The sequence below is a fragment of the Paenibacillus sp. FSL R5-0766 genome, from assembly GCF_037971845.1.
Lineage (GTDB): Bacteria > Bacillota > Bacilli > Paenibacillales > Paenibacillaceae > Paenibacillus.
In genome coordinates, this window is sequence record NZ_CP150227.1 from 32,907 (window position 1) to 57,217 (window position 24,311).

The 24,311-nt window shown below is 47.6% G+C and carries 26 protein-coding genes and 1 riboswitch; of the genes, 25 read left to right on the forward strand and 1 reads right to left on the reverse strand.

Annotated elements, in window-relative coordinates; genetic code table 11:
- Positions 1-117: 117 nt before the first annotated feature.
- Positions 118-371, forward strand: a riboswitch (cyclic di-AMP (ydaO/yuaA leader).
- A gap of 273 nt (positions 372-644) precedes the next feature.
- From MKY66_RS00150 to MKY66_RS00205, 12 genes are all read left to right on the forward strand, one after another.
- Positions 645-1,829, forward strand: a complete 1,185-nt coding sequence (locus MKY66_RS00150; protein WP_076216768.1) for a 3D domain-containing protein — start codon at positions 645-647, stop codon at positions 1,827-1,829.
- A 155-nt stretch (positions 1,830-1,984) separates the two neighbouring features.
- Positions 1,985-2,530 (forward strand): ribonuclease M5, encoded by a 546-nt coding sequence (rnmV, locus tag MKY66_RS00155; RefSeq protein WP_076216767.1) that lies wholly within the window; start codon positions 1,985-1,987, stop codon positions 2,528-2,530.
- Positions 2,531-2,534: 4 nt separating this feature from the next.
- Complete coding sequence (gene rsmA, locus MKY66_RS00160) at positions 2,535-3,437, forward strand: 16S rRNA (adenine(1518)-N(6)/adenine(1519)-N(6))-dimethyltransferase RsmA (protein WP_305956092.1); 903 nt, start codon at positions 2,535-2,537, stop codon at positions 3,435-3,437.
- Positions 3,438-3,496: 59 nt separating this feature from the next.
- Positions 3,497-4,393, forward strand: coding sequence for a sporulation peptidase YabG (gene yabG, locus MKY66_RS00165; protein ID WP_076216766.1), 897 nt, complete (start codon positions 3,497-3,499; stop codon positions 4,391-4,393).
- Positions 4,394-4,546: 153 nt separating this feature from the next.
- Positions 4,547-4,822 carry a Veg family protein gene (locus MKY66_RS00170; RefSeq protein ID WP_017691376.1) on the forward strand — a complete coding sequence of 92 codons (276 nt, stop codon included), beginning with the start codon at positions 4,547-4,549 and terminating at the stop codon, positions 4,820-4,822.
- Positions 4,823-5,072: 250 nt separating this feature from the next.
- On the forward strand, positions 5,073-5,249 hold the full coding sequence (locus MKY66_RS00175; protein WP_017691375.1) for a small, acid-soluble spore protein, alpha/beta type: 177 nt from the start codon (positions 5,073-5,075) through the stop codon (positions 5,247-5,249).
- Positions 5,250-5,398: 149 nt separating this feature from the next.
- A complete protein-coding gene (gene ispE / locus MKY66_RS00180) occupies positions 5,399-6,253 on the forward strand; it encodes a 4-(cytidine 5'-diphospho)-2-C-methyl-D-erythritol kinase (RefSeq protein WP_026081373.1) in 855 nt (284 codons plus the stop codon).
- Between the two features lie 97 nt (positions 6,254-6,350).
- Positions 6,351-7,178 carry a pur operon repressor gene (gene purR / locus MKY66_RS00185; RefSeq protein WP_076216765.1) on the forward strand — a complete coding sequence of 276 codons (828 nt, stop codon included), beginning with the start codon at positions 6,351-6,353 and terminating at the stop codon, positions 7,176-7,178.
- 188 nt (positions 7,179-7,366) lie between these two features.
- Positions 7,367-7,651, forward strand: coding sequence for a septation regulator SpoVG (gene spoVG, locus MKY66_RS00190; protein WP_017691372.1), 285 nt, complete (start codon positions 7,367-7,369; stop codon positions 7,649-7,651).
- Between the two features lie 83 nt (positions 7,652-7,734).
- Positions 7,735-7,929 (forward strand): hypothetical protein, encoded by a 195-nt coding sequence (locus tag MKY66_RS00195; RefSeq protein WP_124118801.1) that lies wholly within the window; start codon positions 7,735-7,737, stop codon positions 7,927-7,929.
- Positions 7,930-7,997: 68 nt separating this feature from the next.
- Positions 7,998-9,398 carry a bifunctional UDP-N-acetylglucosamine diphosphorylase/glucosamine-1-phosphate N-acetyltransferase GlmU gene (gene glmU, locus MKY66_RS00200; RefSeq protein WP_076216764.1) on the forward strand — a complete coding sequence of 467 codons (1,401 nt, stop codon included), beginning with the start codon at positions 7,998-8,000 and terminating at the stop codon, positions 9,396-9,398.
- A gap of 101 nt (positions 9,399-9,499) precedes the next feature.
- Positions 9,500-10,453, forward strand: a complete 954-nt coding sequence (locus tag MKY66_RS00205; protein WP_017691370.1) for a ribose-phosphate diphosphokinase — start codon at positions 9,500-9,502, stop codon at positions 10,451-10,453.
- A gap of 299 nt (positions 10,454-10,752) precedes the next feature.
- Here the strand turns inward: MKY66_RS00205 and MKY66_RS00210 are convergent, their stop codons facing one another.
- Positions 10,753-10,953 carry a hypothetical protein gene (locus MKY66_RS00210; protein WP_076216763.1) on the reverse strand — a complete coding sequence of 67 codons (201 nt, stop codon included), beginning with the start codon at positions 10,951-10,953 and terminating at the stop codon, positions 10,753-10,755.
- Positions 10,954-11,092: 139 nt separating this feature from the next.
- Here MKY66_RS00210 and pth point away from each other — a divergent pair, with 139 nt between their 5' ends.
- From pth to MKY66_RS00275, 13 genes are all read left to right on the forward strand, one after another.
- Positions 11,093-11,653 (forward strand): aminoacyl-tRNA hydrolase, encoded by a 561-nt coding sequence (gene pth, locus MKY66_RS00215; RefSeq protein ID WP_036606126.1) that lies wholly within the window; start codon positions 11,093-11,095, stop codon positions 11,651-11,653.
- Between the two features lie 98 nt (positions 11,654-11,751).
- A complete protein-coding gene (locus MKY66_RS00220) occupies positions 11,752-11,982 on the forward strand; it encodes an anti-sigma-F factor Fin family protein (protein ID WP_017691368.1) in 231 nt (76 codons plus the stop codon).
- A 272-nt stretch (positions 11,983-12,254) separates the two neighbouring features.
- Positions 12,255-15,782 (forward strand): transcription-repair coupling factor, encoded by a 3,528-nt coding sequence (mfd, locus tag MKY66_RS00225; RefSeq protein WP_076216762.1) that lies wholly within the window; start codon positions 12,255-12,257, stop codon positions 15,780-15,782.
- A complete protein-coding gene (locus MKY66_RS00230) occupies positions 15,766-16,914 on the forward strand; it encodes a peptidylprolyl isomerase (protein WP_076216761.1) in 1,149 nt (382 codons plus the stop codon). Before mfd ends, MKY66_RS00230 begins: the two co-directional genes overlap by 17 nt.
- A 330-nt stretch (positions 16,915-17,244) precedes the next feature.
- Complete coding sequence (gene spoVT, locus MKY66_RS00235; RefSeq protein WP_076216760.1) at positions 17,245-17,787, forward strand: stage V sporulation protein T; 543 nt, start codon at positions 17,245-17,247, stop codon at positions 17,785-17,787.
- Between the two features lie 167 nt (positions 17,788-17,954).
- Positions 17,955-19,703, forward strand: a complete 1,749-nt coding sequence (locus MKY66_RS00240) for a polysaccharide biosynthesis protein (RefSeq protein WP_076216759.1) — start codon at positions 17,955-17,957, stop codon at positions 19,701-19,703.
- 150 nt (positions 19,704-19,853) lie between these two features.
- Complete coding sequence (mazG, locus tag MKY66_RS00245; RefSeq protein ID WP_076216758.1) at positions 19,854-21,347, forward strand: nucleoside triphosphate pyrophosphohydrolase; 1,494 nt, start codon at positions 19,854-19,856, stop codon at positions 21,345-21,347.
- Positions 21,348-21,654: 307 nt separating this feature from the next.
- Positions 21,655-21,927, forward strand: a complete 273-nt coding sequence (locus tag MKY66_RS00250; RefSeq protein ID WP_017691362.1) for an HU family DNA-binding protein — start codon at positions 21,655-21,657, stop codon at positions 21,925-21,927.
- Complete coding sequence (locus tag MKY66_RS00255; protein WP_017691361.1) at positions 21,927-22,205, forward strand: RNA-binding S4 domain-containing protein; 279 nt, start codon at positions 21,927-21,929, stop codon at positions 22,203-22,205. Before MKY66_RS00250 ends, MKY66_RS00255 begins: the two co-directional genes overlap by 1 nt.
- 172 nt (positions 22,206-22,377) lie before the next feature.
- Entirely contained in the window at positions 22,378-22,662 is a 285-nt protein-coding gene (gene yabP, locus MKY66_RS00260; RefSeq protein ID WP_076216757.1) for a sporulation protein YabP, read from the forward strand.
- Positions 22,659-23,228 (forward strand): spore cortex biosynthesis protein YabQ, encoded by a 570-nt coding sequence (gene yabQ / locus MKY66_RS00265; RefSeq protein WP_076216756.1) that lies wholly within the window; start codon positions 22,659-22,661, stop codon positions 23,226-23,228. The genes yabP and yabQ overlap by 4 nt, the downstream gene beginning before the upstream one ends.
- Before the next feature lie 11 nt (positions 23,229-23,239).
- Positions 23,240-23,575, forward strand: a complete 336-nt coding sequence (locus MKY66_RS00270; RefSeq protein WP_017691358.1) for a septum formation initiator family protein — start codon at positions 23,240-23,242, stop codon at positions 23,573-23,575.
- Between the two features lie 198 nt (positions 23,576-23,773).
- A complete protein-coding gene (locus tag MKY66_RS00275) occupies positions 23,774-24,304 on the forward strand; it encodes a S1 domain-containing RNA-binding protein (protein WP_017691357.1) in 531 nt (176 codons plus the stop codon).
- Positions 24,305-24,311 lie beyond the last annotated feature (7 nt).

Genomic DNA, 24,311 nt, shown 5'->3' on the forward strand with positions numbered 1-24,311 from the left:
TACAACATGCATCAAAACAGGATATCATCTTTTCAGTGAATTGTTGTGCGGAAAATTGGACAGATGTTCGGGGGATGAACAAAGGGACACTTTCCGATGAAACAACATTACTTTCATGAATCAGTCTCGCTGAGTCTCCGTTAACGGAGAGCGGGGGAACCAATAGGGCTTAAACATCGGTGTATTTGGCCGATGCGCAACGTTCGCTGACCCAAGAGCAGCGAAGGGAACTGCGAAGCCGTATTTGATTTCTTCTTTGGGTCTCGGGGTGAATTCAAGGGCGTCCGCCATGAGCGGGTGTCCCAAGATAGGGCGGCTCTCTTTCGCCCGAACCCGACAGCTAACCTCGCAAGCGGAAAAAGAGAGGCAACCTCGTGCATGAATTTCCGATATTCAGAATCATTCGGAAGCCACGAAAGAGTTCCTCTTACACTCTTTCTTTGGCTTTTTTGTTTTTGAATAAAAGAAATATTGTCATCATACGGTAGGTATTCAGGAGGATGACATCATGTTGCGAAGATTGATTCATGGTGCAGAACCGGATTATGTTGGTCCAATCTGTGTTCTGTAGAAAATTTGGTATAGTCACGTCAAAGACATCATGCATTACTTTAGACGGCGAGGCTATGAAGGAGGACGGAGAAGTGGGCACATTCCAACCAGAAGAGACCCATGAGTCACGATCATCCAGTAAGTCTTTCGCGTTGCGGTGGAAGCATGAGAACATGCGTCAAATGGCATTGATCGCGATTTTCTCAATTGCGCTTACAATCATGATCTTGTTAGTCGTTTACGGTCAGGCCGGGAAACAAATTTCACTGGTTATTGATGGCAAAGCTCAGGTGGTAGAGACTCGTACAGGAATGCTTCAGGAAATGCTGGAGGAGCAGTCGATCACAGTCAGCCCTCACGATAAGGTATCCATGTCCATGAATGGGGCGATTACAGATGGAGACCGAATCGTTATTGAGCGGGCCGTTCCAGTTAACATTACGGCAGACGGAGACACCAAGACTCTGTATACAACCGATTCATCGGTAGAAGATGCAATTCAAAAATCAGGTATTCAAGTTGAAAGTAATGATAAAGTGTATCCAGCGCTTGGAACTGCGATCAAAGCGGAGATGAAGATCCGTGTAGTGCGCGTAACAAAGCGTACAGTGGATGTAGAGCAACCGATCGCTTACAAAGTCATTAAAACGGCTGACCCTAGCTTGTACAAAGGTGATAACCGTGTCGTTGTGAACGGCAAAGAAGGCACACTTGTACAGCATATCGAAAAGGTATTTCAGGATGGAGAATTGGTCTCCAAAAAAATGGTCGGCAAATCTGTCGCTAATAATCGTGTAGATAAAGTGATCGCTGTCGGCACCAAAGCAAAACCGGTCGTGAAGGAACCTGAGATTCAGACCGTATCGGCTCAAACGTCAACAACCAAAAAGGCTACAACAACGAACTCGAAGAAAACATCTGCCTCGGGCAGCAAAGTGATTACCGTATCCGGGACTTCTTTTAAATACTCCAAAGTACTAAAAAATGTATCCATGACTGCCTACTCTTCCGAAGAGCCTGGCATTGGAACTAAAACAGCTTCCGGTACTCGTGTAACGGAAGGACGCACCATTGCGGTTGATCCCAAAGTCATTCCAATTGGCTGGTGGGTATATATCGAAGGTCTGGGATTCCGTCGTGCGGAAGATACAGGCGGTGCCATTAAAGGCAACAAAATTGATGTGTATTATGACAGTGTGAAGCATGCCCTGAATTTTGGACGTAAGAAAGGCAAGACGGTCTACGTGATCGGTCCGGTGAAGCCGGAAGCGAACTAAAATCGTTTTACTTTGAAATGGGAATGCTATAAAATAGTTGCATGAATGATTCATGCGGAATATGCGGCGGAGGAGTCTGAATTCAGTCTCCCCCGCCGTTTGCCAGAGAAGAGGATATTCCTCTTCTTTTTGCGTTAGAAAGGAAGAAATGGAACATGATAAAAGAAGTTATTGTGGTGGAAGGCCGTGACGATACGGTAGCTATCCGTCGGGCCGTTGAAGCCGATACCATAGAAACAGGTGGATCAGCAATCAACCAACGCATTCTGAAGCGGATTGCGCTTGCTCAGGAGAGACGGGGAGTCATTGTACTGACAGATCCGGATCATGCTGGCGAACGCATTCGTAAAATTATTGCGAACAAGGTGCCAGGCTGCAAACATGCCTTCATTCCGGAAGCCGATGCAACGCGCAAAGGGGACATTGGGGTGGAGAATGCCTCACCAGAGGCGATCCGTCATGCTCTGGCGCGTGTACATACTTCATACGAAGGTGCTCCGAGCCTGATTGATTGGGAGGACCTGATCGCGGCAGGACTTATTGTGCATCCGCAGGCTGCTGCACGTCGCATGGAGATGGGCAATCTGCTGGGCATCGGTTATTGTAACGGTAAGCAGTTCCACAAACGTCTCAGTGTATTTCAGATTACACGGGAAGAGTTCTCTACAGCATTAGCGCAAATTGAACGTGAAGGAATGTGAGCATATGAAGGATATGGAAGAGACGATAGAAATTGCAACGCCCAAGCGAACCAAAGAGATTATTCAAAGACACGGATTCTCATTTAAGAAAAGTCTGGGTCAGAACTTTCTGATCGATCAAAATATACTGAACAAAATCGTTAATGCAGCCGATCTGGACGAGTCCAAGGGCGCACTGGAGATCGGGCCTGGTATTGGAGCCCTCACGGAGCGACTGGCTCGGGTAGCCGGTCCCGTCACAGCCGTAGAGATTGACCAGCGCTTGATCCCAATCCTGGGAGAAGTGATGCAGCCTTATTCAAATGTACGTGTTCATCATGGGGATGTGTTGAAGCTTGATCTGGCTGAGTTGTTTAATACGGATTTTGCATCCGTGGACAAAGTCAGTGTTGTGGCTAACCTGCCTTATTATGTAACGACTCCAATCATGATGAAACTTCTGGAAGAGAAACTGCCGGTAGACAGCATTGTTGTCATGATCCAAAAAGAAGTGGCTGAACGCATGGCTGCTGCACCTGGATCAAAAGACTACGGTAGTCTGAGCATCGCAGTTCAGTACTACAGTATGCCGGAACTTGTGTGTATTGTGCCTCCTACGGTCTTCATTCCACAACCTAATGTGGAATCAGCTGTCATTAAGCTGAAAGTGCGTGAGCAGCCACCAGTGGAGATTCCGGATGAAGCACACTACTTCGAAGTGGTACAGGCTTCTTTTGCCCAGCGGAGAAAAACAATCTCAAACAACTTGAAAGCACGTTTCTTCACAAAGGAGAACCGGGAACAGGCAGACATTCTGCTGGAGCAGGCAGGTATTCAACCGTCCCGGCGTGGAGAGACATTGAGTCTGCAAGAGTATGCCACACTCAGCACCGTAATGTGGGAAGCAGGGGTACGTAAAGCGCTGTAAAATTTGAATGAACCAAACCGGGTCTTTGCCCATACGATGGGGTAGAGGTGATTACGTTGATGAATATCGGAGACTTGGTCGTTCGGAAGTCATACGGCGGCGATGTGACTTTTCGGGTGGAAGGCCTCCAGTTGGATGCTGCGGTCATTAAAGGGACTGAGTTCCGGCTGATTGCCGATTCCCCGGTGGACGATTTGATACAGGTTCCCTACGAACCACAAAGCGCCAAGACCAGACAGGCGCATATTAAAGCACATCAGACCCTGTCCCGTCTGCAGCAGAATCGTATGGAACAGGCTGAGCGGAATCGTGAAGGTCTGGTACAGGATTGGTCTGCCCAGCAGGAACCGGCTTATTTTGAAATGCCTGGAAAGGTGCTTCATCTGGATGGAGATCCGAACTATTTGAAAAAAAGTATGGATCTCTATGAGCAACTTCGTGTGCCCGCAGAGGGACAGTATGTCCATGAATCGGCAATGGCAGATACCTTATACCGCTTATTACCCAAAGTACGTCCGGATATCGTAGTTATTACGGGTCATGATGGGGTGTTAAAGACACGTCAGCCCTATGACTTATATAGTCTTGGTAGCTACAAGAACTCGCAAAATTTTGTGTCGGCCATTCAGGTGGCCAGACAATATGAACGCCATCTGGACGCCCTCACTATTGTTGCAGGGGCTTGTCAGTCCCATTTTGAGGCACTGCTGCGCGCTGGAGCGAACTTTGCCAGTTCTCCAGGCAGAATTCTCATTCATGCACTTGATCCGGTCTATGTGGCAGCTAAAGCCTCCTTTACCTCTGTGCGCGATACGGTCAACATGAGTGATGTTCTGCACAATACCGTCAGTGGCAGCCAGGGTGTGGGTGGTGTCGAGACACGGGGGAGTTACCGGGTAGGTCTGCCTGGGCTGAATGATTTATCTACGTTAAAAGTGAACCCGTCGGCAGTCTGATGTAGGCCATTTAAAGTCCCAATTTGGGGCTTTTTTTGTTTGCAAAAAAATTCATTGACAACAACTTTTTGATGCTGATATAATAATTAGTTTTGATTTGACAATGACTGTAAAATCCGGTATAATGGACAAGAAAAGAGGTGGTCGTCGACAATGGCTAAAAACACGCTGTTGGATATCAAACGCAATCTCGATGCACATATTGGTCAGAAAATTATGTTGCGGGCTAATGGTGGCCGCCGTAAGACCATTGAGCGTACGGGTGTATTGGAAGAAACGTACCCTTCTGTTTTTATTGTTAAGCTTGATGAGGAGCAAGAAACCTTCAAGCGAGTTTCTTATAGTTATGCGGATATACTTACGGAGTCGGTGGAAGTCATGGTTTATGACCCGGGCAGCCAGACGCATAGCTCCTATATGGAGACGTAAGTATCGATTTACAGGCGATTCGCCCCACAAGGCGGATCGCTTTTTTGTTTTTCTTAAACACCAATTCGCCCTCTAACGTAACCCATACATACTCAGGAATGAGCAAGGAACGGTCGCGGCATACTATATGGACAGGTAAAGAGTCAGTTTCTTAAGCAGAGCAGGAAACTGAATTTGGCCTGATGGCAAGATGTCCAAAACGTGAACGAACTCATCACATTATGAAGGATACTTTGGAGGAGGATGGTTCATGAGTCGCAGAAGAAGAAGTGTCATGTCAGAGGATCTGAAGAATGAGCTCGCGAAAGACCTGGGCTTCTATGATACTGTGCAACAGGAAGGTTGGGGCGGAATTAAAGCCAAGGATGCAGGAAACATGGTGAAAAGAGCCATTCAACTTGCTGAGCAGGCTGCGCGCAAATCTTAATCCGGTTCAAGCAGACTGAAAAGCGGGGAAATCCGTCAGGAATAACCCCGCTTTTTCCCCTTAGATGTGGAATACAAATGACTTGACAGCCCCATTTTGATATAATATGTTAAGTTGTCTTAGGGAAAAGGTGAGGACGGGTGAACGCCTTGAAAATTTACGAAAAAGCGCCTGCTAAAATTAATTTGATGCTGGACGTTTTACATAAAAGAAGCGATGGATTCCATGAAGTTGAAATGATCATGACCATGGTCGATCTGGCTGATCGGCTGGAAATGTCGGAGCTGCCGCGAGATACTATTTTCATCTCCAGTCAGGCGGGTTATATCCCGCTCGACGAGAAGAATCTGGCTTTCCAGGCAGCCAGACTCATTAAGGAGCGCTATAACGTGCGTACGGGCGTCCATATTCATCTGGATAAAAAGATTCCAGTTGCAGCCGGACTTGCCGGCGGCAGCAGTGATGCAGCAGCAGCGCTGCGTGGATTGAACCGTCTGTGGCGGTTGAATATACCGGATCACGAACTGCAGGAGCTTGGAGCTGAACTCGGGTCGGATGTTCCATTCTGTATCACAGGAGGGACTGCGCTCGCTACAGGCCGTGGTGAGAAGTTAACTCCCATTCCTAATCCGCCGCAATGCTGGGTAATTCTGGCCAAGCCTCCGATTAATGTGTCTACAGCCGATGTGTACGGAAGGTTCCGCAGTGACAAGATTGTTCGTCATCCGAGTGCAGCTAAAATGGAGCAGGCTATTCGCAATCAATCATTTACGGAAGTCTGTGACCAGATGGGCAATGTGCTTGAAGATGTAACGTTGAAGCTGTATCCGGAAGTTCAGCATCTGAAGGATGCCATGATTCGATTGGGTGCAGACGGCGTGTTAATGTCCGGTAGCGGTCCAACGGTATTTGGTCTCGTTTCCAAAGAATCCAAGGTTGCCCGGATATACAATGGTCTGCGTGGGTTCTGTAAAGAAGTGTACGCTGTACGTATGTTAACGTAAAATTCGCTTTTATAATGTACAAACACGTATAAAGGTGTTATATTCTTAAATAATTATTCGGATTTGGATGTTTCCGTGATCGTGAGGATGGATCTCTGTGAAGAAGTTAAAACGAAGCGCAAGGCTGGTTGAAATGACGCAATACTTATTGTCCAGACCGCATACGGTTATTCCGTTGACCACATTTGCCGAACGTTATGGTGCCGCAAAGTCTTCAATTAGTGAAGATTTGGCGATTATCAAGGAAGTGTTCGAAGAAGGTGGGTCAGGAGAACTGAATACACTGGCTGGAGCAGCCGGGGGAGTTAGATGGATTCCGAAGGTGTCCCGAGAGCTGGCATTGGCTTTTGCAGAGCGACTCTCGACCCAGCTCGCGCAGCCTGATCGGATCTTGCCTGGAGAATACCTGTACATGTCTGATCTGCTCGGACAGCCCGCATTGATGAATGAAGCCGGCAAGATTTTTGCAACGGCCTTTGGCAACATGAATATTGATGTGGTTATGACGGTAGAAACCAAAGGAATTCCACTGGCTTATGCGACCGGAGCCCAGCTCAACCTGCCTGTCGTGCTCGTACGCAGGGACCATCAGGCTACAGAAGGATCGGCCGTAAGTATCAATTATGTATCCGGGTCCCATAAAAGTCTGCATACGATGTCCCTCTCTCGTAGGGCGATGCGTGAGCATTCCAGAGTACTTATTGTGGATGACTTCATGAAGGCCGGGGGTACGGTGCAAGGAATGATCGATCTTTTGGCCGAGTTTAATGCTACAGTTGCCGGGGTAGGGGTACTGGTGGAATCTGGTTCTGTAGATTCAGAAGAACGCCTGTTAACAGATTACGTATCTCTGGCGAAACTGACAGCGGTTGATGCCAAGAGCAGACAGATTTCCGTCAAGCCTGGCAACTATTTTGACCTGTAGAAAGATGACGAATGTTATGTCGTTAAAAGGTCTTTTCCATCGACCTGGCACTAACGTTGTCGAATTGTGTATTAAATAAAAAAATTCCTGAAATTAGGAAATTTTTGTGGTTATAAAAAGAAGGAGTTCGTATATGCTGTGTGGAATTATACACCAAGTTCTGATGGAAAAAGGTGGTGAACACACACATGCAAATTACGGATGTCAGACTCCGCCGTGTTAACTCGGAGGGGAGAATGAAGGCTATCGCATCCATTACCATCGATAACGAATTCGTCGTTCATGACATTCGTGTCATTGATGGTAACAACGGAATGTTTGTTGCTATGCCGAGCAAACGTACTCCTGATGGAGAGTTCCGTGATATCGCCCACCCGATCTCTTCCGGTACGCGTGAGAAGATTCAGGCAGCAGTTTTGACTGAATACGATCGTGCAGCAACTGAGGAAGAAGTCATTGAAGAAGGTGCCTGAGAACATTATTGGGGTTCGAAGGAAAAGAGAGCCATGTCTTATGGCTCTCTTTTCTTTTTGACCGGAATAAGATATATTCAGTATTGAGTTTATTAGCAGAGAACAAAAAGCGCATCGTGCGCTTGGTGGCAGGGCGGCATCTTAGGAATCATTGGGATTCGGTTAAGCTCGCAGGTACACGGCGTATACATATAGGTCACGATTCGTTGGTGTCCGCGTTGTTACGTGTGATTACAGAGACAGCAGGCGATGAACAGGACCGGCTTGAAGCCGGCTGAACGATACTCATTGGATATAGATCAGCAATGCATTTCAATGGGATTTTCAGAACAGGAGGTCGTTAATTTTGAAACGAATGGCAATCGTTCTTGCCGCAGGGCAAGGAAAACGAATGAAATCAAAATTGTACAAAGTACTGCATCCCGTATGCGGTAAACCTATGGTTGGACATGTGCTGGATGCAGCGCTCAGCGCAGGCGTTGAACGCAGTGTAGTTGTAGTCGGTCATGGTGCCGAAGCGGTGCAGTCATTTTTGGGTTCGAGAGCAGAGTATGCACTCCAGGCGGAACAACTGGGTACAGGTCATGCAGTACAGCAAGTTAAATCCTTGCTTGGCGGCGAAGCAGGATCCACAATTGTGGTCTGTGGGGATACACCGCTCGTGACTCGTGAGACATTGGAAGGTCTGATGAATCACAATGAGAGTCGCGGGGCAGCAGCGACAGTACTTACGGCTCAGTTGGACAATCCCAAAGGTTACGGCCGAGTAATACGTGGAGAAGATGGTTCCGTACAGCGGATCGTAGAACAGAAGGATTGCAACGAACAGGAAGATGCTGTGAATGAGATTAACACGGGCACATACTGTTTCAATAATGCAAAATTGTTCGCTGCGCTGGATAAGGTAACGAACCAGAACGCTCAGGGAGAATATTATCTCACAGACGTAATCGGCATTTTGCGTAATGATGGAGATGTGGTCGAGGCTTACATGTCGGATGACATCGCAGAATCCATCGGGGTTAACGACCGACTTGCACTTTCGCAAGCCGAAGCCTTCATGCGTGAACGTCTCGCCGTACGCCATATGTTGAACGGTGTTACAATCATTGATCCGTCATCGACATATATCGGAGCGGATGTTACGATTGGATCAGATACAGTTTTGTATCCGGGGACGATTCTCAAAGGCACAACTTCCATTGGTGAAGCATGCCATATTGGTCCTCAGGCAGATGTGGAAGACAGCGTTATTCAGGACGGAGTTACGATTAAACATTCGGTAGTATCCAATGCCGAGGTTGGTTCTGATGCAACGGTTGGTCCATTTGCTAATTTGCGTCCAGGGACTAAACTGGGTCGCAACGTAAAAATTGGTGACTTTGTTGAAGTGAAAAATGCTACAATTGATGAAGGTTCCAAAGTATCTCATCTCAGCTATATTGGAGATGCCAAAGTAGGGAAAAACGTAAATGTTGGATGCGGGGCAATAACTGTCAATTATGATGGTTATAATAAAGCTGTGACAACGATTGAAGATGATGCTTTTGTAGGCAGCAACGTCAATCTGATTGCACCGATTACGGTAGGAAAAGGCGCTTATGTGGTTGCTGGCTCCACCGTTACCCATTCCGTTCCCGAGAATGATCTGGCCATTGCTCGTCCACGTCAGGAGAATAAACCTGGTTATGCGGAGAAGATTCGCGGACGTGCCAAAGCCAAGAAACAAAATGCCAAACCCCAATAAGGGGTTTTGATAACAAGATTGCCTCCCGAAGATCCGGGAGGTGCCGACATGTCGCAGACGCTTATTGATTCCAATGAACCAGCACGGAGGGTTTTTATTTTATGACTTATTTTGATTCGAAATTAAAAATATTTACTTGCAATTCTAACCCCAAGCTTGCCCATCAAATTGCTGATTATATCGGGATCCCTATGGGTGAATCTCACACAACCAGCTTTAGTGATGGCGAGATTCAAGTGAAACTCTCCGAGAGTGTTCGGGGTTGTCACGTTTATATCGTGCAGTCCACTTGCTTGCCGGTTAATGATAACCTGATGGAAATGCTCGTTATGATTGATGCACTCAAACGGGCATCTGCCAAGACGATTAACGTCGTTATTCCTTACTATGGCTATGCAAGACAGGATCGCAAGGCACGTTCGCGTGACCCGATTACAGCGAAACTGGTTGCTAACCTGATTGAAAAAGCGGGTGCAACCCGTGTCATCGCGATGGACTTGCATGCAATGCAGATCCAGGGATTCTTCGACATTCCGGTTGACCATTTGCTTGGCGTGCCAATTCTGGCCCAATATTTCCGGTCGAAACAGATCGAAAATCCGGTTGTTGTGTCGCCTGACCACGGTGGCGTAGTGCGCGCACGTAAACTGGCTGATTTCCTGAATGCACCCCTGGCGATTATCGATAAACGTCGTCCTGAGCCAAATGTGAGCGAAGTGATGAACATTATTGGTAACATCGAGGGTAAAACAGCTATCCTGATCGATGACATTATTGACACGGCGGGAACGATTGTACTGGGAGCGAATGCTCTGATGGAAGGCGGCGTAAAAGAAGTATACGCGTGCTGTACTCACCCGGTATTGTCCGGACCTGCGATGGAACGTTTGGAGAATGCACCATTGAAGGAAGTCATCGTAACGGATACCATTCCAATTACGCATGCTAATCCGACAAGCAAACTCAAAGTGTTGTCTGTAGCGCCTTTGCTCGGAGAAGCGATTATCCGGGTTCATGAGGAATTGTCAATCAGCAAGCTGTTTGAAATTGAATAAGGATGTCTGCATAAAGTAGTAGAGGGGTTACGTTTTCCGGCTCAATGGAAAATGTAACCCCTGTCGGCGTGCCGTTTTATTAAAAGTGAAACAGACGCTGGTCAGTCCATATAATTTGAACTACTACTTTACACAATAACGGAGAGGGCAGAAAAGATCTGAAGAAGTGAAGCGTTCGCCTTTATCACCGGATTTTCCCTTTGAAAAGGGAATAAAAAAAATCTGGGGATAACAGCGATCGGAAGATGTTTCTGCACGCGCAGTGATCCAGTGTAAAATGGTTCGTTCATCTTATATGGTTAATACCCGGGGCGGGAGATAAATCGGAAACGACGCCGATGAAAAAGCGTGTTGGCAATTTCAACGAATTGATTATCGAAACGTGTGATTAGACCAATCTCAATATGGGTGTCGCGGTCGTATACCTGTACAGGTACGTGATATTCGAGATGATAGATAAAATCGCTATGTTGAGTCAGTTGTCCATTGTCTTCGCGCAAAACCCGCTCACCTTCCTGGGTCGATAAAATATTAACTGTGAACACTACAGTAAATCGATCTTTACTTTCCTGATATTATATGAAATATAACATTCGAAGTCTATGCCTCACCTCAAGCTAATCCGAAGGAGGGAACAAGATGAAGTGGATTGTCGGACTTGGAAATCCAGGCTCGAACTATGCCAAAACCCGTCATAATATCGGTTTTATGGCACTGGATCGGTTGGCTGATCGTCATAATATCTCCATTACACAGAATAAATGTAAGGCGCTGATTGGAGAAGGCAATATTGGCGGTGTGAAAACCGTACTGATCAAACCAATGACCTATATGAACTTGTCTGGTGAATCGGTTCGAGCATATATGGATTTTTATAAAGTTAGTCTTGAAGATCTGATTGTTGTGTACGACGACATGGATACAGAGATTGGCAAAGTCAGATTGCGTTATCAAGGTAGTGCAGGCGGACATAATGGAATCAAGTCCATTATTCAGCATACCGGTACACAGCAGTTTAACCGCGTACGCATGGGAATATCCCGGCCCGAACCAGGACATGCCATTGTTGATTATGTACTGTCGACATTCATGAAGAAAGAAAAAGAAGCCCTGGATCAGACCATTGAGCAAACGTGTGATGCTCTGGAGCATAGCTTGACTCATACGTTTGAACAAACAATGGCGAAGTTTAACGGTTAATTTTGTAAGACATACTGGTAAAATGATCATAAAAGACGGGTTCGATTCAGCCATACTGGACATACTGGATGTATAAACCATGTTCAGGAGGCATAAACATGTCAGTGAATTACGTATGTCGGCATTGCCGTACCTTTATTGGACGAATCGATTCTGCCCGGATAACGGAAGTAGAACTCGGCTTTCATTTCTTGACCCCCGACGAGCGGAGGGATATAATAGCGTATAATTCCGGTGGTGACATTACCGTTCGGATTACATGTGATTACTGTAAGGAAGCCCTGGAGCACAATCCGGAGCTTAGCCTGCTCGCGAGTCCGCTTCAGTAGACATCGCCTGTACAGGATCGAATGACAGTTGAGGGCGGTTGCGTAATAACGCTCCACCTTTTATAGCCTTGGCAGCCTGCTGAGGCTTCTTTTCAGTTGGCATGAAAGTCATGGCTATCTCGAAATCAGGCCCAGCCGCATCAACAGATGTGGCAATGTTGCGAGTAATCCGATATGATGAAACAGGACAAAAAGGAATTTGTATCCATTTTAATAGTGATGCTACGCGTATGCGTGAGATAATCAAGTAAGTTATAAGAGAGGTGCCCCTTTTGTTACAAGCACTTATACAGGCTTTTTCCAAAGATCCGGACTTCGGATCCATTACAGCCGGAATCAAGTCCGGCATGAAGGAACAATTGGTTTCGGGTTTATCCGGCTCGGCGCGTCAGATTATGCTGGCTGCCTTGCATCAGGAAATGAACCGACCATTGCTCGTAGTAACACATAATATGTTTTCAGCTCAAAAAATTGCAGAAGATTTACAGGAAGCGCTTTCACCTGATCAGGTGTTGATCTATCCTGCCAACGAACTTGTCGCTGCGGAAGCTGCTGTTTCCAGCCCGGAAACATTGGGTCAGCGTATTGATGTGTTGGTCCGCTGCGCCCAGGGATTCAGGGGCGTTGTTGTTATTCCTTTTTCCGGGGTAAGACGTTATGTTCCACTTCCGGAAGTGATGGCCAATGCTCGAATTTTGATTAAACAGGGCAACACACTTCAACTGGACTCCTTCCTGCTGGAGATGGTAAAGCTCGGATATGAGCGTGTGGAACGCGTGGAATCTCGTGGTGAGATGAGTGTACGCGGAGGTATCATCGACTTCTATCCGGTTACTTCATCGATCGCATATCGAGTGGAGTTATTTGATGACGAAATCGATTCCATTCGGACATTTGATCCAGCAGATCAACGCTCGATTGAACGGATTGAAGAAATTACGGTTTTACCATGCAAGGAGTTAATTGCAGATCGTGAACGTATGGAAAAGGCTGCCGACGCGGCTGCTCTTTTGCTGGAGCAACAGCTGGAGAAAATGACGGACCGGCAGGCGAAGTTGCGTCTTCGTGAGGAAATTCACCGGGAGATTGAGCTTTTGCGGGAACACGTGTATTTCTCCGAAATGTATAAATATATTTCTCCGCTCTATCCGGAGAACAAAACGATCTACGACTATATGCCAGAAGATACCCTGCTGGTTCTTGATGAGCCTGCCAGACTATCGGAGACATCGAAACAGCTCGACCGTGATGAATCAGAGTGGAACCTGCATTTGATGCAAAACGGAAAAACACTTCCGGATCTTCCATTATCCGCAGACGGTGATGAACTCTTGTATGAGCGTCCATTCCAGACGCTGTTTATGTCGATCTTTTTGCGCCAAGTTCCACATACCCAACCACAGAACATTCTGAACTTCATCAGTCGTGGCATGCAGGATTTCCATGGACAGATGAACGTACTGAAGGCAGAGATGGAGCGCTGGCAGAAGGCCGGAGTTCAAGTACTCATGCTGGCGAACGGTGAGGAACGACTCGAGCGGATGCGCCGGGTACTGATGGACTATGATATTCCAGAGCCAGAGATGATGATCGGTAACTTGCAAACGGGATTTGAAATGCCGTCCATTCATTTGGCTGTTGTGACCGAGGGCGAGATGTTCTCGCAAAAACAACGTAAAGTACGCAAACCGATTCGGAATGTAGATAATGCTGAACGGATCAAATCCTATAGCGAGCTAAAAGTGGGCGATTATGTCGTTCACCAGAACCACGGGATTGGTAAGTACCTGGGGATCGGCACCCTCGAGGTTGGCGGTATTCATAAGGACTACATGCATATTCTCTATGCGGGTGGAGACAAACTGTCTGTACCTATTGAGCAGATCGATCTGATTCAGAAATATGTTGGTTCCGAAGAAAAAGAACCGAAAATATACAAGCTGGGCGGCAATGAGTGGACACGGGTTAAAAATAAAGTCCGCACATCCGTACAGGATATTGCTGATGATCTAATTAAGCTGTATGCAGAGCGTCAGACCTCCAAAGGGTTTGGATTCGACAAGGATTCCGCGGAGCAGCAGGAGTTTGAGGACATGTTCCCTTACGATGAGACACGTGATCAGGTGCGTGCGATCGAAGAAATCAAAAAGGACATGGAACAAAACCGTCCAATGGATCGTTTATTGTGTGGGGATGTTGGTTACGGCAAAACCGAGGTCGCTATTCGGGCTGCATTTAAAGCAGCTATTGAAGGCAAACAGGTGGCTGTACTCGTGCCAACAACCATTTTGGCACAGCAGCATTTTGAGACGTTCCGTGAGCGTTTCTCCGGTTATCCGTTCAACATTCATGTGCTTAGCCGGTTCCGCTCCCGTAAAGAGCAGAATGAAACAGCCAAAGGCATCAAGGCAGGCACAGTGGATATTGTCATCGGGACGCATCGATTGCTGTCGCAGGATCTGGTGTTCAAGGACCTGGGACTGCTCATTGTTGATGAAGAACAGCGCTTCGGTGTAACCCATAAGGAAAAACTGAAGAAGCTGAAAACCAATGTGGACGTGCTGACGCTGACGGCAACGCCGATTCCGCGTACGCTTCATATGTCCATGCTGGGTGTGCGTGATCTGTCCGTTATCGAGACTCCACCAGAGAATCGTTTCCCGGTGCAGACCTATGTGGTTGAACACAGCCAGGCGCTTGTACGTGAAGCGATTGAGCGTGAGCTTGCCCGTGGTGGGCAAGTGTATTACCTCTACAACCGTGTTCAGGGAATCCAGGAGATGGCAGCCGAAATTTCTGAACTTGTGCCTGAAGCCAAAGTTGGTGTAGGACATGGTCAGATGTCGGAAACAGAGCTGGAGAAAACGATTCTGGACTTCCTGGATGGTGAATATGACGTGCTTGTGAGCACAAGTATCATCGAGACCGGGGTAGATATTCCAAACGTAAATACACTGATCGTACATGATGCGGATAAAATGGGACTCTCCCAGCTGTATCAACTGCGCGGACGTGTGGGTCGTTCCAACCGTATTGCGTATGCCTATTTTACGTACCAACGGGATAAAGTGCTTACTGAAGTTGCTGAGAAACGTTTGCAATCAATCAAGGAATTCACCGAACTGGGTTCAGGATTCAAAATTGCCATGCGTGACTTGTCAATTCGTGGTGCGGGAAATCTGCTAGGAGCGGAGCAGCATGGTTTCATCGCTTCCGTCGGGTTTGATCTGTATTCCCAGATGCTCGCAGAGGAGATCAACAAACGCAAAGTTACGATGCTTGGCGAAGAGCCGGTACCTTCAGACCAGTGGAACACAACGCTGGATCTCAGTATCGATGCCTACTTGCCGTCCGATTATATCTATGACAGTATTCAGAAGATTGAGATCTACAAAAAAGTGGCGGTCATTGCATCCTTCGACGATGCGATGGAGTTGGAAGACGAATTGGTTGACCGATTCGGTGATCTTCCGGAAGCTGTCAATAACTTGCTGGCTGTTGCGCGGATGAAAGTATACGGCAAAATCTACGGTATTGAGTCCATTTCCCAACGTGGTGAGGACATTACCGTGAAGTTCTATGAAGGGCGTGAACATGCCTTTGAACTCTCGAAAATCGCGCACATTGGAAATCAGTTCGAAAGACGTGTACAATTTGAACAAGGACCCCATATGCTGATTCACGCAAAAGGCAAGGGGCTTGGGGATAAGCAACTGATGGAGCTGGTAGAGAAAATTCTGGAGTCCATGAAAACTGCTTTTAAATCAAAGGGGGAACTAAAGGATGTTACCAAAGTATAAAAAAGTAGGAAAAGTACTGTCTGTGAGCATGGTTGCAGTACTATCCTTATCACTGCTTGCTGCATGTGGCAAGAAGGAAGAAGCAAAAACACCTGAATCCACGGATACAAGTGCTGTAGTCGCTACGTATGATGGTGGTACCATTACAGCCAATGAATTCGATATGGAGCAACGTGTCATGAAATTCCTCTATCCGGAGTATGCACAAATGATGGATATGGACGATTTCAAAGAGTATCTGGTAAAACAGGAAGTTGCTTATGAATATCTGAGTGGCAAAGCAAGTGAAGAAGCCAAAACAGCAGGTACAAAAGCGGCAACTGAGCAATTCGATAAAATGAAAGCTTCTGTTCAGGCAGATCAATGGACAGAAATGCTCAAAGCTCAGAAACTGACTGACGACAACATTAAAGACTACATGACTCGGATCATGACAGTAATCAAAGATAAAGAAACAGGCGTTACGGACGACGCAATCAAGGCTGAGTTTGAGAAAAACAAAGATCAGTTCACAACGGCTTCCGTTCGTCACGTGCTGATTGGATTTACAGATTCCAAAACACAAAAAGAGCGTAAAAAAGAAGATGCACTTAAAATTGCAAAAGAAGTTAAAGCCAAACTGGATGGTGGAGCTGACTTTGCAGAAGTGGTGAAAGAATATTCTGACGATACCAACTCAGTTGCTGATGGTGGGTTATTTAAAGATGCACCAGTGGCCAACTGGGTCGATTCCTTCAAAGAAGCAACTAAAACACTGCCATTGAATAAGATCAGTGATCCTGTAGAATCAGAATATGGTTATCACATTATAAAAGTAGAATCCCGTACGGAAGCGGACTTTACTAAATTGTCGGCTGAACAAAAAGAAAGTCTGAAGAGCCAATTGGCTGCAGCTGAAATCGATACGTTCATGCAAAATGAATTGGACAAAATCGTAAAAGAAGTTAAACTGCCAAAAACAGAAAAAGCTGAAGAAGGTACGACTGAAGGTACTACGGGTACAGGAACTGAAGGAGAGAAAACAACCGAACCAAAAACGGATGACTCCACAGGTACGGATACCAAGACTGACCAAGGTACGACTGGAACAGACAAAGATGCAACTACAGATGAAGGTACAAGCAGCAAGTAAGCTGGGAAAATTGCTGTGTTAGCATACGTTCAGGGTTGAATTCGCCCGAATGAATGCCTTGTGCTACGTAAATATGGACAACCATACAGAGAAGCAAGGGGAGGACTTAGGACCTCCTTCTTGCTTCTTTTTTTATATATTCAAGCTGTATGGGTACATGGTCGCCTTCTTCGAAAGTTACACAACTATATTCTCCGAAGCATGTATAAGGAAATGGGAACAGATGAATACTATGGTCAAGATATCACACTAAACGTTCTGGGACTTTCCTCTACCCATTAAGGAACAGTAGTTGAAAAATCTTCTCGAGAAAGTGGGGCAACATGTGAAATGAAAGCTACTGGTATTGTCCGCCGTATAGATGACCTTGGTCGTGTGGTCATTCCAAAAGAAATCCGCCGTACGTTACGTATTCGTGAAGGTGATCCACTGGAAATTTTCGTGGATCGTGATGGAGAAGTTATCCTTAAAAAATATTCGCCAATTGGCGAACTTGGTGATTTTGCCAAAGAATATGCAGAATCCCTGTATGAGAGTACAGGACATGTAACGATGATTTCTGACCGGGATACCATTATCACGGTGGCAGGCGGCTCCAAGAAAGAATATTTGGACAAGCAGGTAGGTCAACTGTTAGAGGGGTGTATGGAAAACAGAAAGACCATTTTGGAAACAAACAATGGTTCTTATGAGCTTAGCAAAGATCATGACGAGACGTTATCCTCTTTTGTTATTGCGCCGATTATCTCGGGTGGTGACCCCATCGGAACGGTGATCATGTTCAATAAGGATGAATCGGTGAAGATGTCTCAGATGGAAGTGAAGATGTCTGAGACGGCTGCTGGTTTCCTTGGCAAGCAAATGGAACAATAGATCGCAGATCAACTCCTGGTGCCCTGTTTTGGGCATACGGGAGTTTTTGCATTTTAAAGGGACAAAGAGAAGTAGATCCGGATAATTGTGCTGGGAGGGTTAGTCTGTGTGCCTTCAGGCAGGTATAATATCAAGGTATGCTTAAAAGGATTACGCAGGAGGGAATTATGAAACAGCCGTCTACAGGCTCAAGGCTGCTACAGGGTGCATTTATACTTGGGCTTGCTGCCATTATCTCTAAAATTATTGGTGCTTTTCAGAAGATTCCGCTGCAGAATCTGGGGGGAGACGGTGTATTTGGCATCTACAATACGGTGTATCCGTTATATATGCTCATTATCACGCTTGCTGCTGCAGGGCTGCCTCTGGCCGTATCCAAATTCGTAGCAGAACAGAACGCACTCGGAAGACCAGACGAGAGCAGAAGAATTATTCGACTATCTTCCCTACTGCTCGGGGGAATTGGAATTATAATGGCGCTCTTGATGTATGCAGGTGCGCCGCTGATCGCTGACATGATTGGCAACCGCCATGTGGTTCCATCGATTCGTGCAGCTTCATGGGCGTTATTGTTCGTACCGGTGATGACAGGGCTGCGTGGATATTTTCAGGGATTACAACAGATGGTTCCAACAGCGGTATCACAAGTGGTGGAGCAGACGATACGTGTCACCGTCATGATTGTTTTGCTTCTGTGGTTGATGAGACGGGACGCTTCGCTTGAGACTATTGCTGCTGGTGCCATGATGGGCTCCGTTGCTGGTGGAATGGTTGGGCTGTTAACCATGTTAGGGTACATGGTCCGTCATCGGAGGAAAGGCAGGGAAGTAGTCACCGAACAGTTGAATTCGGAATGGAGCAGTAACAGCGGAGAGGTTGGATCAGATCGTCATGAGCGTCAGGAGAATACACCGGTTACGCCGCAGAAGAAAACGGTGAGTGCTATTAACCCTGGTCTGGCAGAAAGATCACGATCCAATGGGGAGTGGATCAAGACGCTTCTCATGTACGCCATTCCCGTCTGTCTCGGGTCGCTGGCTGTGCCACTGATGAATCTGGTGGATACCTTCACCGTGCCCCGATTGCTGCGAGGAGAAGGGCTGGATGAGGTTCAGTCGATGGTTTCCTTCGGCATCTACAACCGTGGATTGCCGCTGGTTCAACTGGTGACGATGCTGGCTACGTCACTGTCTGTGCTGTTTATTCCGGCGATGGCGGAAGCCCGGTTAAAGGGCGGGCCAGAAGCCGTCCGGCAGCAAGCAGGCCTCGCGCTGCGCTGGTTCTGGTTGATCGGCCTGGTGGCATCCGCGGGTCTCGCGGTGCTGGCGGAGCCGATTAACCGCATGCTGTACGGAGATGCCGCAGGCACCGAAGCACTGCGGTACATGGCGCTGACGGCTGCGGGCAGCACCGTCAGCATTATTGCGGCGGCGCTGCTGCAAGGCCTCGGCGCCGTGCGCGCACCCGCGTTCAGCATGCTGGCCGCCGCAGGCGTCAAGGCGCTGCTGAACGTCATGCTTGTGCCGGCGCTAGGCATCAGCGGCGCGGCCCTGGCAGGCGCAGTCGCCTACATGCTGGCGGCTGGCCTGAATGTGGCGCTGCTGGCGCGACTTGTCGCCCTGCGCCCTGCCCCTGGCGCCGTCCTAGCGAAGCCGGCGCTGGTGATCGCCGCCATGAGTCTGGCGGCGGTAGGCACGGCCTGGGCCGCCGAAGCCGTGCTCGGCGGCATGGGTATCGCGGCCGATCGCCGGCTGGCCGCGATGGGCGTGAGCCTGCTGGGCATTGCCGCAGGCTCGGCCGTGTTCTTGCTGGCGGCGGCCCGGACAGGGCTACTGACCGCCGCAGAGCTGGCGGCTGTGCCCAAGTTGGGGCCTCGCCTTGCCAAGCTGCTGCGCAGACTGCGTGTGCTGCGCTAGCTCCATGCTCACGGTGCTTCTGCACCCAGCACAGCTAATATGCAATTATAGGATATCGCATGATTCTGGTATAATACGTGTAATTAGTCCTGTTCAGGCACGATGAACTAGTGAGCTTGCAACAGGATAGTCCGGATGGAGGTTTACGTAATGAGTGCAGCTTTAACCGTAGTGGGTCTTGGATCTGGAGATGCAGACCAACTGACCGTAGGTATTATCAAAAAAATGAAACATGCAGCTACGCTGTATGTACGCACCCTGGATCATCCCGTATTAAATGATCTGAAGCAAGAGGGACTGGAGATGACATCATTTGATGCTATATATGAGGCGAAGTCCTCCTTCCCCGAAGTATATGATGAGATCGCGAATCAACTGATAGAAGCCGCTCGCAAGGGGGAGGCCGGAACGGAGATTGTGTATGCCGTACCCGGTCATCCGATGGTGGCAGAGGCAAGTGTACGTCTGCTCAAAGAACGTTGTCCGCAGATGGGTATCTCACTGCGTGTCATGGGCGGGGAGAGCTTCCTGGATGAAGCCTTTATCCGGCTTGGATTCGATCCAATCGAAGGGTTTCAACTCCTGGATGCCAGCAGCCTGAACACAGAACTGGTACAACCACAGTTACATACGTTGATCGGACAAGTATACGATGTGTTCACTGCTTCAGATGTGAAGCTATGCCTGATGGAGGTTTACCCGGATGATTATCCCGTATTTGTAGGTCATGCGTTGGGTGTGCAGGGTCAGGAGGTCATTCACAAGATCCCATTGCACGAACTGGACCGGATCGAAGGGTATGGTAATCTGTCACTGATCTATGTACCGAAGAACACCGATGATGCCCTGCGTCGCAGATCCTTTGCGCGCTTGCATGAGATCGTCAATATTCTTCGCAGTCCGGGTGGCTGTCCATGGGATCAGGAGCAGACGCATCAATCCATTCGCAAAAACCTGATTGAAGAGACCTATGAGGTCATTGAGACGATCGATGAGGATGACCCCGACCATATGAAAGAAGAGCTGGGTGATCTGCTGCTGCAGATTATATTGCATTCCCAGATGGAAGAAGAAGTCGGCACATTTAATGTGTATGATGTCATCGAAGGTTTGAATGATAAGCTGATTTTCCGTCATCCACATGTTTTTGGAGATCATCAGGCAGAAGATGCGAATGAAGCTCTTCAGAACTGGGAACAGATGAAGGCAGAGGAGAAGAAGCGCAAAGGCCAGGATCAGCAGAAGGTTTCCGTGCTGGATGGTATACCGCGTGACTTGCCTGCATTGATGAAGGGATACAAGTTACAGAAGAAAGCAGCCAAAGTAGGCTTTGACTGGGATGATGTTGAAGGTGTGTTTGCCAAGATCGAGGAAGAACTGGCGGAGTTAAAAGAAGCGGTGCAACAAGGCCAGTCTGCGGAAGAACGGAAGCTCGAACTGGGTGATTTATTATTCGCAGCTGCCAACGTTGCAAGATTCATCGATACGGACCCGGAAGAGGCGCTTGCTGCGACCAACCGCAAGTTCGTTGGGCGGTTCCAGTACATCGAAGAGCGTTTGCGTGAACAGGGAAGAACACCAGCAGATAGCAATGTAGAAGAGATGGAGCAATTCTGGCAGGATGCGAAGAAGGCAGGATTATAACGGGTTCAATTTTCTGGGAAATACCGATAAACCTTATTCCATCATGTTATGCAGTGTGTTATGATATACGAACATGTGTTCATCTGTCTTGACTGGGATAGGTGTTTAGCGACGGAAGGTTTCGGGTACTGGTCTTAGACTGTTGCCTGCGGACCATCGACAAAAAGCTAAAAAAAGTCGCGGACTAAGGCAGGATTTCAGATGCCAAGCCAGAATACATGTGTAGTAACCTAACGCGAATCAGCGGCAATCGATGTATTGCCAGGAATCGCAGATACTTTTTTTTCAATTTGGGAGGCTTTTAAAAATGAACAAAACAGATCTGATTAACAACATTTCAACCAAAAGTGGTTTGACTAAAAAAGACGTTGAGTCCGTATTAAACGGCTTTTTGGGAGAAATTACAGATGCACTTGCCAGCGGAGACAAAGTACAATTGATCGGCTTTGGCACTTTTGAGACCCGCAAACGTTCCGGTCGTACCGGACGTAACCCACAAACAGGGAATGAAATCGTGATTCCTGAGTCCACTGTTCCTGCATTCAAAGCAGGCAACAAACTTAAAGAAGCCGTAAAATAATGCGTCTTGATAAATTCCTGAAGGTCTCCCGGCTAATCAAACGCCGCACTGTGGCCAAGGACGTCTCTGAACAGGGACGTGTTCTGGTGAACGGACGTGAAGCAAAGCCCAGCGCCGCTGTCAAAGTGGGCGATGAGCTGACGGTTCAGTTCGGTCAGAAACTGGTCACCGTGAGGGTGGAACGAATTGCCGAGAGTACCAAGAAGGATGAGGCGAGCAGCCTCTACACCTTGGTGAAGGAAGAGCCGATCGCCAAGGATAACGGAATGAACTGGTAACAGTACATCTGGTATTAAATATTCATTCAATGCAAGTTGAATCGAAACGTCCTCCTGTAACAGGGAAGGGCGTTTTTGTTTTTACTAGATGCTGGGTTATTTGTTCAACAACGCTGGTTCTATTCCAACCTCCACACCCATAAGCTAGGTGTAAGAAGGAGGGGTACATGCCATGGTTGAGCACGGTAAGGCCAAACAGCATCATCTGAGCATGCAGAATCGGAAACTGCTGGATCTGACGGGTGTCTCCAACGTGGAGAGCTTCGACAGTGAGGAATTTTTGCTGCAGACTGAACTTGGGCATCTGACCATCCGGGGGCACAATTTACATATCAAAAACCTGAGCCTGGAGGAAGGTTTGTTATCCATTGAAGGCACAGTCAGTTCGCTCCAATATCTGGACCCCGGTTCCCAGCCCAAAAATGGTAAAGGCCTGTTTGGCAAGATGTTCCGATGAGTCCGGATACTCAATGGATCACATTGATGTGGATGCTTACCTCGGGGGTCGTGATGGGAATGGCCTACGACAGTTACCGGGTACTGTCCGGACAGCTGCGATTTCCGAGATGGAGTATACACACGCTCGATCTGTTGTACTGGGTTTCTTCCGCGCTGTTCGTTTTTCGGATGCTATACGCCGGAAACCACGGACAGTTGCGGTTTTATGTCTTTTTGGGGCTGATTATAGGGGTTTGCTTCTATTTTTGGCTTTTAAGTGTTACAACCCAGCGTTTTGTGGTAATGTTAATTAAACTCGCAAGAACGCTGATTCATTGGTGTGGACATATCCTTAACATCCTGATCGTTATGCCGGTTAAAGGAATTTATAAGTTAATTCGCGTATTATTCGGTTTTGTAATCGCGATACTATTATTCCTGGGCAGGCTGGTGCTGCAGTGTTTGGTACCTTTCGGCAAGTTGTTCCGCTGGATGTTTAGGCCGCTCCTGAAACATTGGGTAACGCCACGCTTCATGATCCGTGTGGGTACAAGAATTGCAGCGATATGGAAACGCTGGTTTTAAGGAGGTCCGTAATGGGTAAAACACCTGTGGGCAGATCAAAGGCTCCAACTAACCAAGGAAAATCTGCCGGTGCAAAAAGGCGCCTCATGCTTTGGATGACGTTTATGATTGTATTTGTAATATGGGCAGGATATACATTCCTTGTGCAGACTGCACAAATTTCGGACAAGAGTTCTCATCTGGCCACTCAGCAAGCTTCAAAGGAAGATACATTGAAGAAGCTGGAACAGTTGAAGTACGAAGTCAGCCGGTTGAATGACCCTGAATACATAGGACAGCTGGCACGGAAAAAAGGATATTATCTTCCTGAGGAAACGCCGATCCAGGTTGAAGAGTCAGGGAACTGATGGAATTCGGTCCATTACCGAGCTAGGTTTGTTATCCGTGTGTCTGAAGCCGTTAAACCGGAAAAAATAGGCTCTCTGATGGGGTAGTGTTCAGTTGACCTTGGTTTACGGCATAAGGTATAATTACATTAGCGCAGCATTGATTTTGGCATTCAAAAAATCGGGTTGTATATTTTTAAGGGAGGATCATTTTATTCTATGGCAATTGAAGTGGGCACCAAGTTAGAGGGCAAGGTGACAGGAATCACGCATTTTGGAGCATTTGTGGATCTGTCAGGAGGTGTCACGGGTCTCGTTCACATCTCGGAAATCGCCGACAATTACGTCAAAGATGTCAACGACCACCTGAAGCTGAATGACCTCGTTACAGTCAAGGTTATCAACGTTGACAAGGATGGCAAGATCGGACTTTCCATTAAGCAAGCTGTTGACAAACCGGTTGAGCAACAAACCCAATCTAGACCCCCGAGAGCTCCTAGACCGGAACGCAGTGGAGGAGATCGCGAACGATTCAGCGGCGGAGGCCCAAGTGGTGGCCAAGGTCGTGGTGGTGGCGGCGGTGGATTTAACCGTGGTGACCGCGGAGGCCGTTCTTTCAAGCCCGCAGCAGGCAAACCTTCATTTGAGGATAAAATGTCACGCTTCCTGAAAGATAGTGAAGAGCGGATCTCTTCGCTTAAGAAGAACACAGAAGGCAAACGCGGAGGCCGTGGGGCCAAGCGTGTGTAATCTGTCA